This is a genomic window from Psychrosphaera sp. F3M07 (assembly GCF_018860345.1).
Classification (GTDB): domain Bacteria; phylum Pseudomonadota; class Gammaproteobacteria; order Enterobacterales; family Alteromonadaceae; genus Psychrosphaera; species Psychrosphaera aquimarina.
The window spans coordinates 132,024-149,900 of record NZ_JAHKPJ010000020.1; the positions used below are offsets into that span (position 1 = coordinate 132,024).

General features: G+C 38.3%; 21 protein-coding genes. 5 read left to right on the forward strand and 16 right to left on the reverse strand.

What is annotated here, in order from left to right; translation table 11 throughout:
* The first annotated feature begins 5 nt into the window (after nucleotides 1–5).
* Both KO505_RS09315 and KO505_RS09320 read left to right on the forward strand, forming a co-directional pair.
* Nucleotides 6–1,001: a hydrolase gene (locus tag KO505_RS09315; protein WP_252731732.1), complete on the forward strand. Its 996-nt coding sequence runs from the start codon at nucleotides 6–8 to the stop codon at nucleotides 999–1,001.
* A complete protein-coding gene (locus KO505_RS09320) occupies nucleotides 998–1,216 on the forward strand; it encodes a YheU family protein (protein WP_216055181.1) in 219 nt (72 codons plus the stop codon). The genes KO505_RS09315 and KO505_RS09320 overlap by 4 nt, the downstream gene beginning before the upstream one ends.
* Nucleotides 1,217–1,247: 31 nt before the next feature.
* Here the strand turns inward: KO505_RS09320 and KO505_RS09325 are convergent, their stop codons facing one another.
* From KO505_RS09325 to nudE, 3 genes are read right to left on the reverse strand one after another with little or no spacing between them, the layout of a single operon-like run.
* Nucleotides 1,248–1,757: a hypothetical protein gene (locus tag KO505_RS09325; RefSeq protein WP_216055182.1), complete on the reverse strand. Its 510-nt coding sequence runs from the start codon at nucleotides 1,755–1,757 to the stop codon at nucleotides 1,248–1,250.
* 15 nt (nucleotides 1,758–1,772) lie between these two features.
* A complete protein-coding gene (cysQ, locus tag KO505_RS09330) occupies nucleotides 1,773–2,603 on the reverse strand; it encodes a 3'(2'),5'-bisphosphate nucleotidase CysQ (protein ID WP_216055183.1) in 831 nt (276 codons plus the stop codon).
* A gap of 20 nt (nucleotides 2,604–2,623) precedes the next feature.
* Nucleotides 2,624–3,196 carry an ADP compounds hydrolase NudE gene (nudE, locus tag KO505_RS09335; protein WP_216055184.1) on the reverse strand — a complete coding sequence of 191 codons (573 nt, stop codon included), beginning with the start codon at nucleotides 3,194–3,196 and terminating at the stop codon, nucleotides 2,624–2,626.
* A 63-nt stretch (nucleotides 3,197–3,259) separates the two neighbouring features.
* Between nudE and yrfG the strand changes: the two genes are divergently transcribed.
* The gene (gene yrfG, locus KO505_RS09340) at nucleotides 3,260–3,919 is read left to right on the forward strand and encodes a GMP/IMP nucleotidase (protein ID WP_216055185.1); all 660 of its coding nucleotides are present in this window, start codon (nucleotides 3,260–3,262) and stop codon (nucleotides 3,917–3,919) included.
* Between the two features lie 32 nt (nucleotides 3,920–3,951).
* Here the strand turns inward: yrfG and KO505_RS09345 are convergent, their stop codons facing one another.
* The 13 genes from KO505_RS09345 to gspC form a co-directional block, all read right to left on the reverse strand.
* On the reverse strand, nucleotides 3,952–4,524 hold the full coding sequence (locus KO505_RS09345) for a cyclic nucleotide-binding domain-containing protein (protein ID WP_216055186.1): 573 nt from the start codon (nucleotides 4,522–4,524) through the stop codon (nucleotides 3,952–3,954).
* A gap of 103 nt (nucleotides 4,525–4,627) precedes the next feature.
* Complete coding sequence (locus tag KO505_RS09350) at nucleotides 4,628–5,365, reverse strand: type II secretion system protein N (RefSeq protein ID WP_216055187.1); 738 nt, start codon at nucleotides 5,363–5,365, stop codon at nucleotides 4,628–4,630.
* Complete coding sequence (gspM, locus tag KO505_RS09355; RefSeq protein ID WP_216055188.1) at nucleotides 5,365–5,859, reverse strand: type II secretion system protein GspM; 495 nt, start codon at nucleotides 5,857–5,859, stop codon at nucleotides 5,365–5,367. The genes KO505_RS09350 and gspM overlap by 1 nt, the downstream gene beginning before the upstream one ends.
* Nucleotides 5,859–7,160 carry a type II secretion system protein GspL gene (gene gspL, locus KO505_RS09360; RefSeq protein WP_216055189.1) on the reverse strand — a complete coding sequence of 434 codons (1,302 nt, stop codon included), beginning with the start codon at nucleotides 7,158–7,160 and terminating at the stop codon, nucleotides 5,859–5,861. The genes gspM and gspL overlap by 1 nt, the downstream gene beginning before the upstream one ends.
* Nucleotides 7,129–8,163 (reverse strand): type II secretion system minor pseudopilin GspK, encoded by a 1,035-nt coding sequence (gene gspK, locus KO505_RS09365; protein WP_216055190.1) that lies wholly within the window; start codon nucleotides 8,161–8,163, stop codon nucleotides 7,129–7,131. Before gspK ends, gspL begins: the two co-directional genes overlap by 32 nt.
* Nucleotides 8,160–8,795, reverse strand: a complete 636-nt coding sequence (gene gspJ / locus KO505_RS09370) for a type II secretion system minor pseudopilin GspJ (RefSeq protein WP_216055191.1) — start codon at nucleotides 8,793–8,795, stop codon at nucleotides 8,160–8,162. Before gspJ ends, gspK begins: the two co-directional genes overlap by 4 nt.
* A gap of 2 nt (nucleotides 8,796–8,797) precedes the next feature.
* Nucleotides 8,798–9,202: a type II secretion system minor pseudopilin GspI gene (gspI, locus tag KO505_RS09375; protein ID WP_341205790.1), complete on the reverse strand. Its 405-nt coding sequence runs from the start codon at nucleotides 9,200–9,202 to the stop codon at nucleotides 8,798–8,800.
* 1 nt (nucleotide 9,203) lies between these two features.
* On the reverse strand, nucleotides 9,204–9,788 hold the full coding sequence (gspH, locus tag KO505_RS09380) for a type II secretion system minor pseudopilin GspH (protein WP_216055192.1): 585 nt from the start codon (nucleotides 9,786–9,788) through the stop codon (nucleotides 9,204–9,206).
* Nucleotides 9,789–9,865: 77 nt separating this feature from the next.
* Nucleotides 9,866–10,312, reverse strand: a complete 447-nt coding sequence (gene gspG, locus KO505_RS09385) for a type II secretion system major pseudopilin GspG (protein WP_315946181.1) — start codon at nucleotides 10,310–10,312, stop codon at nucleotides 9,866–9,868.
* Between the two features lie 49 nt (nucleotides 10,313–10,361).
* Nucleotides 10,362–11,582 carry a type II secretion system inner membrane protein GspF gene (gene gspF / locus KO505_RS09390; RefSeq protein WP_216055193.1) on the reverse strand — a complete coding sequence of 407 codons (1,221 nt, stop codon included), beginning with the start codon at nucleotides 11,580–11,582 and terminating at the stop codon, nucleotides 10,362–10,364.
* Nucleotides 11,582–13,147 carry a type II secretion system ATPase GspE gene (gene gspE / locus KO505_RS09395; RefSeq protein ID WP_305849774.1) on the reverse strand — a complete coding sequence of 522 codons (1,566 nt, stop codon included), beginning with the start codon at nucleotides 13,145–13,147 and terminating at the stop codon, nucleotides 11,582–11,584. The genes gspF and gspE overlap by 1 nt, the downstream gene beginning before the upstream one ends.
* A complete protein-coding gene (gene gspD / locus KO505_RS09400) occupies nucleotides 13,147–15,324 on the reverse strand; it encodes a type II secretion system secretin GspD (protein ID WP_216055194.1) in 2,178 nt (725 codons plus the stop codon). Before gspD ends, gspE begins: the two co-directional genes overlap by 1 nt.
* A gap of 18 nt (nucleotides 15,325–15,342) precedes the next feature.
* Nucleotides 15,343–16,335, reverse strand: coding sequence for a type II secretion system protein GspC (gspC, locus tag KO505_RS09405; protein ID WP_216055195.1), 993 nt, complete (start codon nucleotides 16,333–16,335; stop codon nucleotides 15,343–15,345).
* Nucleotides 16,336–16,525: 190 nt separating this feature from the next.
* Between gspC and hslR the strand changes: the two genes are divergently transcribed.
* Complete coding sequence (gene hslR / locus KO505_RS09410; protein WP_216055196.1) at nucleotides 16,526–16,921, forward strand: ribosome-associated heat shock protein Hsp15; 396 nt, start codon at nucleotides 16,526–16,528, stop codon at nucleotides 16,919–16,921.
* A gap of 9 nt (nucleotides 16,922–16,930) precedes the next feature.
* Nucleotides 16,931–17,815 carry an Hsp33 family molecular chaperone HslO gene (gene hslO, locus KO505_RS09415; protein ID WP_216055197.1) on the forward strand — a complete coding sequence of 295 codons (885 nt, stop codon included), beginning with the start codon at nucleotides 16,931–16,933 and terminating at the stop codon, nucleotides 17,813–17,815.
* Nucleotides 17,816–17,877: the final 62 nt, after the last annotated feature.

Sequence of the window (17,877 nt, forward strand, 5' to 3'; positions counted from 1 at the left end):
CCAGTATGTTAATTGAATCAGAATTTAAACCAGCTTGGTGGATGACTAATCGCCACTTACAAACCATTTTACCTCGAGCGTATCCCATTACGTCTCACTTCAAACCCGCTTTTCAAGAGTTTGACCTAAGTGATGGTGATTTTGTCGAAGTGACCTGGTCACATCAAGTAAATAAGATAAAACCTAATCAACCTATCATTCTACTTTTTCATGGTTTAGAAGGTTCGTTTGATAGCTTTTATACCAAACGAATGATGAACACCTTATACCAACAAGGTTGGGTTGCCGTATTAATGCACTTTAGAGGCTGCGGTACCAAAACCAACCGCAAGGCTCAAACTTATCATTCTGGACAAACCGCTGATGTCAGTGAGTTTATTAAATATTTAAAACAAAGGCATCCCACCAATCCATTGTTCTCAATAGGGTTTTCATTAGGTGGCAATGTGCTTGCTAAATACCTTGGTGAAAGAAAAAACACGCAACTCGATGGAGCAATTGTCATCTCTGCACCATTAAATTTATCTGAATGTTCTAAAACTATTGGTCAAGGTTTTGCCAAGGTTTATCAAAAATACTTACTGGATAAATTAAAACGCAGTACACATGCCAAGATAGATGCGTTAAATGGTGCAGATCCACTATTACTAGACAAAGAACAACTAGATAACATAGCTAACATGGGTGAATTTGATCAACTTGTTACCGCGCCTTTAAATGGTTTTGCCAGCGCTGAAGATTATTATGAACAATCAAGTGGTAAACAGTTTTTGTCTAACATTAACGTACCAACGTTAATTATCCATGCCCAAGATGATCCATTCATGAATGAGTCTGTGATCCCGAGTGAAAATGAAATGTCTGCCAGCGTGCAATTTGAGTTAAGTAAAAAAGGCGGCCATGTTGGATTCCTTACGGGTAACAACCCATTAAAACCAGAGTTTTGGTTGGAAACACGCAGCGTAAAATTCATCAATCAATTATTAACTGAGACAAAATGATAATCCCATGGCAACAAATAAGTCCAGATGCGTTAAACAGTATTATTGAAGAGTTTGTAATGCGAGAGGGGACGGATTATGGTGAATCAGAAATTTCCTTTGAGCAAAAAAAATTAGAGGTAAAACAACAACTCAATAGTGGGTCAATTGTGTTAGTTTATTCCGAGTTACATGAAACTGTAAATTTAATGGCCGCTAACGACTTTCAAGGTTAACGGCTATCATCAAGCGCGATTTAATCTTATGTTAAATCGCGTAGTGATCAACCCAATCTTCTACTCTAACAGCAAATTTATCGGCTAATGGACTCCAACACCCACGTAAATCACACGCTAAAATATTATTGTCTATATCTCTTACGATAATAGCCGTAGATTCAAACTCTTCACGATCAAAGTCGTGGGCAATCGACATTGAGTCATACATGTCATCTAATGTTTCGTGCTCCATCGCGTCTTCTAACAAATCAAAATCAAAGTCACATTGCACAATAAAATAATGGTCATGGCGATTAGATATATATCGGCTACCAAAAGGGGCGATAGCCAATAACGTATATTTATAATGCTCTAGCTTCTGCATCTCCACTTCTGACTTCATCGTGCTGTTTTTTAGATATTCGGTGATATCACGAGCGATACACTTCATATCATCCGCAGATTGAGGGCTTAATACTTTACCATCAACGTAATCCGCTTCTTGGCCACTGAGAAGCGACATCGCACAACCAATTAAATTATTAATATCCGTGATCATAATTAAACTATTTCCTTAATCTCGTCTTGAAGTATGAGGTATGGTGATTGTCGACCAATCCAATAGTCTATCGCCGAGCACCATAAAGTCTGGGTTTAATACCGACTCTCTTTGGTTATAACTTAATGCTGCGTATTCTGAATCTAAAATACATCCACCAGCTTCTTCAACAATAATTTGGGGAGCCCCTGTATCCCATTCACCTGTAGGTCCAACACGAATATAAATATCGGCTTTGCCTTCAGCCACCAAACACGATTTTAACGCGGCACTGCCCATAGAAACAAATTCTAAAGCAATATCTGGCTTGATAAATTTAGTGATGGTTTCTAATTTTTGTACGCGGCTAATGGCAACACGTAAATATGCATTTTTAGGGTCGACAGGAGTAGCCGACACGCTTTTGGTTTTACCATTGAATATTTTATGAGCGCCTAAACCGGATACCGCCCAAAATGTTGTTTTTGTAACTGGGGCGTGAATTACACCTAATACAGGTTTACCATTTTCTATTAACGCAATATTTACCGCAAAATCTGAACGACCTGCGACAAACTCTTGTGTGCCATCCAATGGATCAATTAACCAATACCGAGTCCAAAGTGAACGTTCTGCCAGCGATATATTTTCTACCTCTTCCGACATAATTGGAATATCTGGAGTGAGTTTGCTTAACTCTGTCATCACAATTTCATTTGCCGCGTAATCTGCACTGGTAACAGGCGATTCATCTAATTTATTAAATTGCTCAAAGTCACCATCTTCAAAAAACTCTAAAATAGCCAAACCAGCAGTATTTGCTATTTCAACGGCATGTATTGCTAATTGTTCCAGTGATAATGTCACTATTAACTCCCCAACTGCATTTATTCTATTAAGGTTAGTTTTTCTTTCGCCAGATACAAGGCGGATACGCTTCTCGCCTCGGTAAAGTCCTCACGGTCTATCAACTGCTCTAAGTTATTCCACTGCCAGTTCACTACCTCTAATGGCTCAGGTTCGTCTCCTACGAGGGATTCTGGATACAGGTCAAGGGCAATGTAAATATGCATGATTGAATTAAAATAACTTGGTGCCATGGATAAAGTTTTTAACTTCACCAAACGTTTTGCGCCAAAACCAATTTCTTCTTTTAATTCTCGATTAGCGGCTTGTTCTGGTGATTCACCTGGGTCGATCAACCCTTTAGGAAAACCCAATTCATAACTGTGTGTACCTGCGCAATATTCACTGACCAGTAAAAACTCATCTTGGCTCACAATCGGTACAACCATGACTGCGCCTCGGCCCGAACTTTTCATTCGTTCGTAAGTGCGCTGTTCACCATTTGAAAATTCTAAATCGAGCTGCTCAATTTTAAATAAACGGCTTTGGGCTACTAATTCAGCGTTTTGAATGACAGGTAATTGCTGTTTTTTATTGTTTGTATGCTCCGACATTGATTGCCTTCTGCTAAGATCGGATACTAGACTACTACTATAACGAACAAAGTTTAAAAATCTATGCTTAATTGGTCAGATATCCACACTGTTTTACTCGATATGGACGGCACTTTACTCGATTTACATTTTGATAATCATTTTTGGATGGAACACACTCCAAAAGCGTTAGCAAAAAAGCATGACATTCCGCTACAACAAGCCAAAGAAGAGCTAAAACAACAAAACGATGCTGTGCATGGTCAACTGGAATGGTATTGCCTAGATTATTGGCAAAAAGAGTTGGATTTACCCATTGTTGAACTTAAACGTGAGATCCGACATTTAATCAAATTACGTGACGACACTATACCTTTTTTAGATGCGTTAAAAGCTGCAGGTAAAAAAGTCATTCTGGTCACAAATGCACATCCAGACTCATTAAGTTTAAAAGTAGAAATGACACAGTTAGATAACCATATCGACCAATTAATTTCATGTCATCAATATGGGGTAAGCAAAGAAAGTCAAAGCCTGTGGCAGCAATTACAACAAGATATAGGTTTTGAAAATCAACATACTTTGTTTGTCGATGACTCAAAGCCAGTATTAGCGTCTGCACAACAATTTGGAATTAAACATTTGTTAGCCGTCGCCAACCCAGACAGTAAAAAGCCTGCAAAAAATATAGAAGGTTATGTTAATACAACAGACTTTAGACTATTGATAAACGACATTAAATAAGCTGAAATCTAAGCGAGTTTAAGCAACCCAGCTTATACATTTTTTATATTAAGTACGTGTTGGGAATCCGTTTCATTTGGTGCAGCTGACTCTGAAGGCTCGTCAACTTTGTCTCGGTCTGGGTTTATTTGTAACTCAAGCGTATCAACTTGTTCTTCCAAGTCTAATATTTTGCTATTTTGCGAAGAGACACGGGTAACTAATCCATTAATGATTTTTTGCTTTACCGTGTCTTTAACTCTAAGTGGTAATAAATCAAATAAGTCACGAGTAACCCTAAGGGCAATGATATCTGTTTTTGCTGTTACGGTAGCGCTTCTCGCTTCATTACAAATAAAACCGACTTCACCAATGAAGTTCCCAGCGGTTGTTGTCGCTATAAACTGTTTATCCACCGAAATTTCTGCTTCACCGTTTAATAAAATATAAAAGTCAGAATCAAACTGGTTCTGTTTTATGAAAACATTACCCTGCTCAATCAACACCACTATATTTGGTATGTTGGCCAGCATTTCTCTGTCTTTAGGTTCCAAACTTTTAAATAGTGGGATTCGATTTAAAAACTCCACTAGTTTTAATTTTGAAATATTATTTATTCTTTTCATTGGGCTTTTCTTTTCACCTAGATCCAATCAAAGTTATCAAGTTACCGAGCTCATTTCGCTGTGTCTTCGATTTTAAATAATCGATAATTTATAGATAGTAACACTACAACTTAATTTTATACTTACCTTTGTTATCCATTTTACCCAGCATGCCAACACCTTGATGCACAACCGCAGGTAAACTCACGTCAGGTTTAACAAAACCATCAAATCCATACTTTTTTGCCGATTCAATTACAGCACTGCCTTCAATGCCTAATAAGTTATTACCATCAAATTTAGCAACTAACTTATTTTCTTCACATAACAAGGTCGATGTTATTGTGCCAAATGAAATTGGACCATTGATATCGGTGCCTGCTTTGACCCAAACAAACTCACCATTCAATTGTTCACAAACCGGCTCGCCTATTTGAAATACCTCAATCGTTGTTATCAATCTTCCTGCTATCACACCCACAGGTAAAGGTAAAAATGGTTTTACACCATGCGCCGGCATTCTAAAGACAAAATCACGTAATTGATGACCGGTTAGTCCTGAGGACACTGTGCCTCTTCCGCTAAGTTGTTGGCTGTTACGTGCATTACCAAACTTAATATCAAACCCTAAGTTACCATGTAATAAACTACTAAATTCAAATTGCCAACGCACATTTTCAAACAACATATTGTTGACTTGAACGGCATCAATTTCACCTTGCCAAAGTGTGCCATCTAAACCTTGATAAGCGATGTTTTTTGGTAGCGACAGTTTACTAGCCACAAGACTGATAGGTACTAATGTCAGCGTAAATAAAACAAAACTCACTATAAATAGTACGACTATTTTTACTTTACTCATTATTCTCGCCCTAGATCTAGTCTTCTGATTTTAACCATACCTAAGGTATCGGCTTTTGAAAAATCAATATTTTGAGCGTTAATATTATGTTTGGTTTGCAACTCCGATAACCAACTCATTAAATTATTGAAACCAATTTCATTAATCCCCACTTTCACTAAATCCGTTTTTTGCGGTTGAATTCGTTCAATTACAACACCGTATTTTTTCGCGGTAGCATTGATCACTTGTGTGATAGAACTTTGGCCTGAAACGCCAGTAGCTGAGGTTTTATTAGCGGCTTTGATGATATCGATTTGTTGTTTTGCCCAACGATTAAGCTCTAATTGTTGAGTTAGTTTCTTTTCTGACTCTGTCACATTTTTATTAATGCTGGACACCACACTGATCACAATAAACACCACAAAAAATATCCCAGCGATTTTAACTAAGCGCTGTTCGTTTTCTGTTTTACTGTTAAGCCAAGTGTTTATAATTTGTTTTAACTTATCCATTACTTGGCCTCCTCAATACTTAATGAACCTGAAACGGTATTGCCTTCATTATTCACGGCACCTTGTTTCACTGTTAATCCTAACTTTTCAATGTCGGTTTTAAATTGTTCAAATTGTTGAAAAGAAGGCGCAGAGGCGTTTAATCTAAGTTCGCCACGTTTATCGTCGTAACGTATTGAATCAAGATTGATATTAGGGCTTTTTTTGAAGATAACCGTTAACTTAGTCATTAACTCAATAAAACCGCTTGAATCCAAATTAGTGTCGCCACCAACCGCAGCCACCTTACGTTTTAATTGTGTACGTAAAATATTTATTCTCAGTTTTTCTTTTGGAAAGGCACTTTGATACATTTGTGTTAACTCTTGTTTAGCAAAATCAAGGCCGTGTGCAGCCGATTGCCACTTGGTAATTGTCATCACAAATTGAATGCTTAAGGTAATACATAATAGAATTGCAGCGGGACGCCATAAAGACCAATTTTTACTCACCGCTTTTTTCTGAGCAAAATCACCTTGTAATAGATTCCACTTCAGCGATTCAGCTTGTTGTGCCAATAACAACATAGGTAATTCTTGATCTGCCGCTGATAAGTTCACTTGTTCAGACTCAATTAAGCTTGCGGTTAAATCTGCAGGTAAAGGAGAAAAGTAGTTTACTTCAATGGCCGACAAAGTATTTTGACTATCTGCTCCATCTTGTTTAAGAGCGGGTATTAACTTTTCAAAATACATTGGTAACCATGGGTCAGTTAAAAACAATCCACCCCAATTGCTTTCTCTGATCAACCAACCATTGGCATACTCTAAAATAGAAATGCTTTTACTTTCTTCACCAAACTGATGAGATAAATCGGGCAAACATAACACGTCCGGCAACATGCTTTTTACTTGGATGTTTGCTTCCGCTAACAAGGTTAACCAACGTTGCAACAAACTGCGTTTAACGATGGCGATGTTAACCCAATATTGTTCTAATTTTTTATCGTAACCGGTTTCTTCTATCGCAAAATGTAAATGTTCTATGTCTTCAGCTAATTCATCTTCTAACATGAAGGGTAATGCTTTAAGCAGTTGTCGAGTTGGTTTACGTGGCATGAAATGACGGTGCAATCGTACGTCGGCACTATCCACGAGTACAGTAACATGACGCCCTTTTGCATATTCAGTCAATACAGATATATTGTCCTGATGGTCTAATTGCCCAGACACTATGACTTCTTTTGTGGTTTGTGACCAAACCAACCAAGGGATGCAACTTGAGCTCTGACTACTCAGTCTCAGGATTAGCTTTTCGCTCAATTCTTCCTCCAAAACGGCGTGTTATGACGTTTACGTTATAGTTATTATCTAATTGAAACACACTCGTTAAATCGAATTTAATATCATTAAAATAAGCATTGGTAATCAGTTTAAAGAAGTTACTGTTCACCGTAAATTGACTTTTATCCAGTTGTGCAATATTTGCTAATGAGCTGACTTCTTTTAGTGCAAAAAATTCAGCGATGTCGTTAAACCCGTCATCCGGTCTATTTGACAAAATATCATCTACCTTAGCACGGTCAATATCTAACATTGCCATCAAATATTCAGGGTTTTCGGCGTCTATGGTATTGACGTTAATCTGCAATTGATTGTTATTCGGGATCACACATACTTTATCTTTTAGTTGCGTCATCACCATGACATCAAAACCATAAATAACACGTAACTCATTTTCATGGGCTAAATTTGAATTCGCACTCAAATACGGAAAAGCCAGCCCAGTATACATATCACCGTCATAACCTACCGCACCGGAGGGGTAATCATCTTTATCTAACCAATCAAATAAATTAACCGCTAAATCTTCATGACTAACTTCTGCCGTGATATCTAAGTTCGACAGCAATCGGACAAATAATTCTAACCGTGCTTTTTTTTCGTCATCTGCAATATCTGGGTAATATAAACTGTTTAGATTAAAACAAGACGATAAGTCTTTAATTTCACCCTCTATTAAACCATCATCAACAGGAAAACTCATACCACTGATAGCCCAAGGCTGATCGAGATTGAATACCCCTTTGTCTTTTTCTGCTGTACGTTTTAATAAGGCTTTTACAAAATTTTCCGAACTAATGGCATACCAATACGCTTGTTGTCGCTCTAATATATTTTGCACACGTTGTACTTGAAATTTTTGCTCAGTTAAAATTTCTGTCGCTAAAATCACGCACAAGGCTATTGCCAATAATACCGACACCAATGCCACACCTTTTTGTTTGTGCTGGCTATTTTGATAACGAGATGTGAATTTCATCATGTGGCTTTCACCACTTCAGTTTTTTTTATGATGAGAAAATTACGTTCGATTAATCCAAAAGTATCGGTCTCTAATGACAGTTTAATCGCTAAGGGTAATTCACCTTGCGCTAGCTCTTCTGTCCAAGCTTGATCTATAAAATAAGATAAAGTCATTGATTCAATATCGTTGATCAATACTTGTACTTTAGGCTCAGTGCCCATTTCATTATCGACAAAGTTAAAATACAGGCGTTCCAAACGTCTTTCGACTAAGCGATACGCAACCAGTTGTAGTTCACTTCTTGGCAACACCATAGCAGGATTGGTCCAACCGTCTCTAACAAAGGCAAAACCAATACTTTCTGATTCAAATAAGTAATCGCTTACATGAAAGAATGAATCATTGGCTTCTTCACCATTGATCCTCACTTTACGTTGCGTTAATTGTGTTAAGTCATTCTCCATAATGACAAAAGCACGCTGTAAATTGGTTAACTGTGTATTCTGATTTAATACCGCCTCGTGACCATTCACGGTTGTATTCACTACGGTGTAAGTTGCTAAACCCAACATGGCAAAAATGGCTAACGACACCAACATCTCTAATAAGGTAAACCCATTAACCGCTGAAGTTTTTTTGATAAACATCATAGTTATAAGTCCTTACTGCTATCAGCATTCACACTGACATAGGTGGTTAAGGAATATATTGAGGACGTGGCTTTTTCATCGCTTGAGACAGTCACGGTAACTGCTCGTAAGTCTTCATCTTCGGTTTTTACCACTTTTTGCTGCCAATACCAGGTTCTGCCAGCAAGCTCCTGCTCACCTTTTTCTTTATCTTTTGGCGGCCATTGTTTACTGACTTGCAGTTCAACTAGTCGATTATTGGCAACCCAAGAAGCAAAAGTCATTTCTTCAATTTGACCTAAGTTGTTAGATGCCGTGCCGACCACACCTAAAATAGCGCTGGCCGAATAAGCAAATATGGCTAATGCCAATAACAGCTCTATTAGAGTAAAACCTTTAACTGGGTAAGTAGAGCGCACAATAGTCACGTTATAACTCTTCTATTTGTTGCGGATCATACACAGACACAGGTGCAATAAACTCACCCCTTACTTTAAATGTAATCGGGTCATCAAAGCCATTGTCATAACTAATATCAAGGTCGAAAGGGGATATTTCACCGGAAGATAAAATGAATATTTGTGGAAATGCCAGTTTCTTTTCTTCTTCGGTTTGTTCACTTGCCTGTTCTAATTCTTCTTCATCAATCCATTTAACGGCACTTAACAAATTTTGCTCTTGCCACTCCAAACCATCTAACATTAAATCCATTTTGATAGTGGGCTCTAACTCAGTAAGTGCAAATGGCGTTTCATTGATCTGTTGCCATTTTGTGCCATCAAACTGCAAAAACGCATAACTGGTTTCAGTCACGGAAAACCCTAATAAGGCGTTATTAAGGACTGCATATTCACTGGCTAAATTGATTAACGCCGCTATTTTTTTACTTTGCTGATCAACTTGATCAAATGGGTCTTGAGTTAAGTTAGGAAATTTAACCGTACTCACAACGAGTGCCATCAGCATGATCACAAGCATCAACTCAAAAAGAGTAAAACCTTTATGTTTGTTCACTTGTTATTCCTTGCCCGATGACACTGTATTCACGAGAGAAAACGTAATTTATATACTTTTACATTCACCAATATTGGTTATAAGAAATCTTTAACGTTCCAGTTACCAATATCATCTTCTGTTCCTGCTTCGCCATCAGGGCCAACTGAAAACAGATCGTATACTCCCATCTCACCTGGGTTAACTAATTGATAGTCGTTACCCCATTTATCTTGAGGCAGTTCACTTAAAAAACCATTTTGTGGATAATTACGTGGGATTGGCTCAATTTCTGGCATAGTGACTAATGCTTCTAAACCTTGTTCCGTAGTTGGATATTGGCCTGCTTTTAATTTATACAAATCTAAAATTGATTCTAAATTTTTAATTTCAATCGCAGTGCTTTGTACTTTTGCATCATCGGCACTATCCATTAAATTGCCAACAACTAATGTCGCCATCATGCCTAAAATAGCAATAACGATCATCACCTCTAATATGGTGAAACCTTTTTGAGTTGTATTGAATTTCTTATTGTTTTTCACTTTTCCACTCCGTTTATCTTCGTAATTTTTACTAAATTCTAAATTGATTTTAAATGCCTGCCAAACTGTTCATTTGCATAATCGGTTGCATAATGGCCATAACAATAAACATGACCATTCCCGCCATCACCGCCACGATTAACGGTGTTAATAAACTTAAACTTATTTTAACAATGGCATCTAATTCCGTATCTTGATTGTCGGCGGAACGTTTTAACATTTGTTCTAACTCCCCCGATTTCTCACCACTACCTATCATATGTAACATCATAGGTGGAAAGGTTTTTGAATGATCCAACGAACTCTTTAATGATGCCCCTTCTCTGACATTATCAGATGCTTCTAAAACGGCCTTTTTAATATGTGCATTGGATAGCACTTGTCCAGAAATTCTCATTCCTTCTAATATTGGTACCGCACTTGAGGTTAATATACTTAAGGTACGAGCAAAACGGGCGGTATTTACTCCCACGATGACTTTGCCAACTAAAGGGAGATTCAGCAGCGACTTATCAAACTTTAATCGAATGTTTGGTCGTTTTAATAACCTTTGAAATACGACAATGCTGGCGACAATAAAGATGGCCAAATACATGCCATAATTAAGAATAAAGTCACTTAACGTTAACAATAACTGGGTAGAGCCGGGGAGTTCCTGACCCGATTTGGTCACTTGCCCCACTATTTTTGGTACCACAGAGGCCAATAAAAAGGTAACAATACCAAGAGCAAACACCGTTAACATAATAGGGTAAACCATGGCTTGAGTAAGCTGAGATTTGGTTTCTTGACGTTTTTCAGTGTAATCCGCCAATCTATTAAGTACTTCGTCTAAATGTCCTGACTTTTCACCAGCAGCGACCATAGAACGGAATAAGTGATCAAAGATATATGGAAATTCCTGCATTCCTTCTGCCAGGCTGTAACCTTCAACAACCTTAGAACGTATTGCCATGACCGTTCGTTTTAATCTTGGTTTATCACATTGTTCCGCCACTGCTAATAAAGCCGATTCAATTGTTAAAGATGCACCAACTAATGTGGCTAATTGACGGGTAATAAGCGCTAAATCTGATGCAGATATTTTAGCTCTAAAAAGCGAAATGCCAGCTTCAGTTTGTTTTTCATTTTGGCTGGCTTGGCTCACATCAATAGGAATTAAGCCTTTTTCTCTTAATTGCTGCCTTACTTGTTTGGCCGTATCGGCCTCTAACATGCCTTTTTTGGTTTTGCCTTTACCATCTAATGCTTTGTATTCGTAAGCAGCCATTAGTTATCCTCGCGGGTGACACGCAACACTTCTTCTAATGTAGTGATCCCGGCTAACACTTTACCAATTCCATCATCTCTAATACCTGGTGCATGCTGACGTACGTATTTTTCGATTGCTTGTTCGCCTTGACCATTGTGAATATGTTCACGTACAGCTTCGTCCACAACTAATAACTCATGAATACCAATTCGACCACGGTAGCCGGTGAAGTTACACTTATCGCAGCCTTTAGGATGATAAATAGTACGAGTATCGTCTTTGGATAAACCAAGCATTTCTTTTTCGGTATCGTCCGGCGTGTAGTCTATTTTACATGTTCCGCACAAGGTTCTTACTAATCGCTGTGAGATAACGGCTAACAAGCTAGAGGATAATAAAAAAGGCTCAATACCCATGTCTTCCATACGAGTAATGGCACCGGATGCGGTATTTGTATGTAATGTGGAAATAACTAAGTGACCAGTTAAACTGGCTTGAACCGCAATTTCTGCAGTTTCTAAATCACGAATTTCACCTATCATCACCACATCTGGATCTTGACGTAAAATGGCACGTAAACCGCGAGCAAAAGTCATATCCACTTTGGTATTAACTTGAGTTTGACCAATACCTGCTAATTCATATTCAACCGGATCTTCTACCGTTAATATGTTTCTATCTTTACTGTTGATATTGGTTAAACCTGCGTACAAGGTGGTACTTTTACCTGACCCTGTTGGTCCTGTAACCAATATAATACCGTGAGGTTTTCGTAATAATTGGGCAAAGGTTTGTTGATTGGTAGGGGTCATGCCTAAATCAACTAAGTCTAATCTTGCGTTGTTTTTATCCAACAAACGCATAACCACACGTTCGCCGTATGACGATGGCATAGTGGAAACACGCACATCAATTGCACGTCCTGCAATACGCAACGAAATACGCCCGTCTTGAGGCACACGTTTTTCCGCAATATCTAATTGAGCCATGACCTTGATACGTGAGACTAATAACGACGACAGTTTACGATTAGGTGATAACACTTCTCGTAATACCCCATCCACTCGGAAACGAATCACCAACTGTTTTTCAAAGGTCTCAATATGAATATCTGAAGCCCCTTCTTTGATGGCTTCTGACAACGTCGCATTGATCAGTTTAATGATTGGCGCATCATCTTCACCTTCTAAAAGGTCTTCCGTACCAGGCATTTCTTCTGCAATTGAAAACAAATCAACTTCGTTACCTATGTCTTCCATCAACTGTTGTGTTTCAGAAGCATTACGTTGGTAACTTTGTTCTAGTTCGGTGTCAAATTCATCATCCGCAATCGTTGACGTTGGCAAAATAAAACCGAGAAAACGACGAACTTCAACCAATGCATGCATGGGTGTTGATGCTTTCGTTAATAGTCTAGGTGTATCTTGCTGATACGATATTAAAATACCAAAACGTTGTGCAAAACCAAAGGGTAAACGTTTTATCGACGTATCCATTGATTCATCTTGATCATTCAATAATACCTCAGAGTCTTCAGATAATGACGCTGCAGACAATGGCTCTTGCGCTTCTAATTCTGACATTAGTTATCGCCCTTGCTCTCATTATCCTGCTGTGCTTTCACCTCTTGCTCTGGTGTCGTTTTATTTAAATGTTTTAACGTATCTGGCTGTTTTTCATTTAAATAATTTTCAAACGACGGCGGTAACGTAATGGAATCATCCCACTCTTTTAACACAGGGTGGCTAGTGAATGGCATTAACGATATACCTTCATCTTCACTTTTTAGTTGTTCAGCACGTATATGATTATACTTGCGACGGCTTTCACCAACTAACGTATCGCCCTCACGGATGATCACGGCGCGGATAAATACCATTAAATTACGTTTACGTTTAGTGGTACCCGTTGATCTAAACAAATGACCTAAATACGGGATGTCACCTAACAATGGAACTTTAGACACACTTTCTTGCACGTCTTCATCAATCAAACCACCAATAACAATCGTCGCACCATCTTCAGCTAGTACGGTTGTTTTAATTGAGCGTTTGTTAATGCCTAAGTCAACGCCAGTTGCACCACTAACACTTGAAACTTCTTGGTCAATCAATAATTGAACAGCGGTGCCTTCATTGATTTGTGGAGTTACACTTAATTTAATACCGACTTCTTTACGGTCAACCGTTTGGAAAGGATTTGCATTACCGCTCCCCACTGACGAACCTGTAATAATTGGTACTTCGGAACCGACCAATATGGAGGCTTCTTCGTTATCTAATGTGGTGATTGAAGGTGTCGCTAATATGTTGGTATTGGTATCACTACGAACCGCTTGTAATACAGCTCCCCAACCATCTTGTACTATGCCAGTGGCAAAACCAGACATACCACTTAAAACGGTAGCTAACGCGGTGTAATCACCTTCTTGAGTCGTAGCAACGACGTTTTGTGTTGTATTACCGTTATCATCATAACCATTCACTATGCTTTCAGTGGTTGTATCCCTTGCACTGTAGGCAGCGCCGGCAATTTGAGACATAGGTGTTACTGCACCGTTAGTAAACTGAGTAAAACCAAGTTTGTCGCTGCCCCATTGAATGCCTAAGTTGATGCCGTTACTTTCAAATACTTCCACTATAATGGCTTCAACCAATACTTGTTGGCGGCGGATATCTAGCTGTCGAATGATCTGTTCTAACGAACGCATCATGTCTGGTTCAGCGTTGATCACTAATGAATTTGAATCGGCATGAGCCTGAATTGAATAATCACGTTTTTGGCTACGAGATGACGTTTTGCTGGAGGTTCCACCTTTTGAGTCGGCAGCTAATGAATCTGATACACCCGTTAATACTTTAACGACTTCCTCCGCTTTAGCGTATTTCAAATAATGAACTCGGGTATTACCGGTTGTTTCTAATTCGGCATCTAAACGTTCGATTAATTTAATCACTCGGCTTCTAGCTTGTGGTTCACCACTGACGATAACGCTGTTGGTTCTGTCATCAGATACGATTTTAGGGATTAAAAATTCTGGCTGGTCTTTGTTGCCTTTGGCGTTATAAATGCTTTCTAAGATACGAACAATTTCACTGGCCGAGGCAAACTCTAGTTTGATAATTTCAACTTTTAAATCACCGGCACGGTCTACTCGATTAATTATATCTACAAGACGATTCACGGTAGCTGCAGACCCTGTCATCATGATCACATTTGATGGGTCGTAATGTACAACATGACCAGAACCCGACTGATTACTAAATTGACGTAACAAAGGAGATAATTCTCGTACGGATACATTTTTTACTTCAACAACACGGGTAACCATTTCATCACCCACGCCTGGTGCATCACTGCCAACAACCGGAATAGCAGAATTTTTGGCATCTTTAGCCTTTACCACTTTAAGAATGCTGTCGCCCATATCGACCACGGCATAGCCATAAACTTCCAATACATTTAAAAAGAATTGGTAGTATTGCTTTTCGGTTAATAAATCGTATGAACGTACATTCACTTTGCCTCTAACCGTTGGGTCTATAATGATGGTTTTCTTTAATATCTTGCCAACAATATTAATAAACTCATTAATATCGGTGCCTTTAAAGTTTGGAGAATATTGCGTTGCGTAAACAGGTTGAGAAACCCATAACGTTGATAACGCCAAAACCGTTAAAGACGATGACAGTGCGGTGACACGAATGCATTTAATAACTTTCGTAGTTAAGTTATTGATTGATGTTGTAAACAAACCCATTAAAACAAACTCCAGGGACTAAAGTGCTAAAATAATATCGATTGCGGTATCGTCTCTAACGACCGTTATAGTTGCTTCTGTCATTGACCTTAACTCTTTCATTACAGTCAACGCTTGTTGCATATCGGTTAAATCATATCCGTTTATATTAGTGGCTAGATCATTACGTTTTAAGCCAACTTCGGTAAATAATTTTCCATCTTTTCCAGGCGCAAGACGGTAACCTTTTAATTCACCACTTTGTCTAAATGGTTTAATTCTTATCACATCCATTAATTTTTTAGGATCGTCAAACAATGTTTCTCTTTGCTCACGTAAGGACTGAGACAATTCTACATTTTCTCGTTTATCCACACGTTCTTTTTTGATTGGCTTGTTATTAATTGTTGGGCCCACATCATCCACAGCTTCCATATCATCCTCTTCTGGCTCTTGATGACTAACTTTATTATTTGAGCCTGGGATAGTGGTTGAATATTCAATGCCATCTAACATTAACGTTTCATATCGACCTGATACTAACAAGATGACACGATCGATTAATATTTCATACACCGATGCGGATGTACCATCTATTTTTTCATCAATACCGTAAGTATTTTGTCCACCGGCACTTTCAATAATGGCCACACTGGTTGGAGACGTTGCATTTTCACTGTCTGCCACTAAGCCTGTTAACGTTACATTTAAACGGGTTTTAGGCGCAGGTTGGTCGGTTTTTGGTTTAGGTTTATTAACCGCGGTTTTCTTTAAGTCACCAAATAAATTAATGCTTAATAATTCACTTAAATCTACATTGTTAGCAGAAACAGAGTTATTGCCCGTCTTTGGAGAGGATTGTACGGTGATTTTACCCTTGTCGGATGATGTAGGTACTAACTTCCACGTAAGGTCAGCCAATAAATAAGCACAATAAACCAACAAAGTGATGGTCACTATTTTACTTAACTTTTGATGCGGTAATTTGCCTGTGAAGGTATTGAGTTGCTCAAACAAGCGAGACGACTCCATTAATTTTTGTACTCCAATATATCCGTTTATTATTATTGTTTTATTTCGGTATTGACGGTAACTATTTTAAATTCATTTGAATAAAAAATATGGTTGCTGAGTATAACCCTACAAGTGGCTAAAAATCACTACTTATGCTAAATTATCAACGTTTTTTTATGACTTATTTTTTAGGCACATTACAATTACAATGTCAGAAACCAAAGTACGCTTAGACAAATGGCTATGGGCCGCACGATTTTATAAAACTCGTTCCACTGCTACTGACATGATCAACGGTGGTAAAGTTCATTATAATGGACAAAGATGCAAAGCATCTAAAGCCGTAGATGTTGGTGCAACGGTAAAAATACGCCAAGGTTATGATGAAAAAATCGTGATCATTAAAGCAATTTCAAGTAAAAGACAAAAGTTCGAAATAGCTCAAACACTTTACCAAGAAACAGAGTCCAGCTTGGAACAAAGACAAAGTGATCAACTCGCCCGTGAACAGAGTATTGCTTTCTCCCCTAGACCTGTAACAAAACCAGATAAGAAACAACGTAGAACCCTTATTAATTTTAAGAATACCGATAACTTTGAGTAACAACATTTTATGACTGATCTAAACACACCCGATTTATTACACCGATATATCTTTGAGCAGCACCACGTTCGCGGTGAAATTGTTCAAATGAGCAGCAGCTACAACGCTATGTTAGAGAATCATCAATACCCTGATATTGTTAAACAAATATTAGGTGAATTGTTAGCGATCACTAGCTTGTTAACTGCAACGATTAAATTTGAAGGCGATATTAGCGTTCAACTGCAAGGTGATGGCCCATTGAGTTACGCTGTTGTAAATGGCAACAACCATCAACAAATGCGAGCCACTGCAAAATATAAAGACGACATCAAACCAGGCACTATTCCTGAATTGATTGGCTCAGGTTATATGGTTATTACGATTGCACCGGATAAGGGTGAACGTTATCAAGGTGTGGCAGCATTAGATAAAGACTCGTTAAGTTTATGTATTGAAGATTATTTCAAAAACTCGGAACAATTACGTACCCGAGTTTGGCTGGCAACAGATACCTCAGAGCACAACGGTAAATCAGCCGGTATGTTATTACAGGTTATGCCTGTTGAAGCAAAAGCCGATGATGACTTTACTCACTTAGAGGCCCTAACCAACACTATTTCAGATGAAGAGTTACTGAACCTGCCAGCAAAAGAAGTTCTTACCCGCCTTTATCACGAAGATAACCCTATGTTATTTGAACCTCAAGAAATCACATATCAATGTGGGTGTTCGCGTGAGAAGACAGCAAATGCTATTTTGAAATTAAGCATGGATGATGCGATGGCATTGATAGAAGAACGTGGTGACATTGAAATAACCTGTCAGTTTTGTTTAACCGATTACCATTTTGATGCCATTGATGTTGAAGCTTTATTTAAAGATGCAACTGAGCAGAACGATTCTATTAATTAATTTGATGATTCATTTTAATACAAAAAACAAGGCAACCCACTCGGTTGCCTTTTTATTATCTG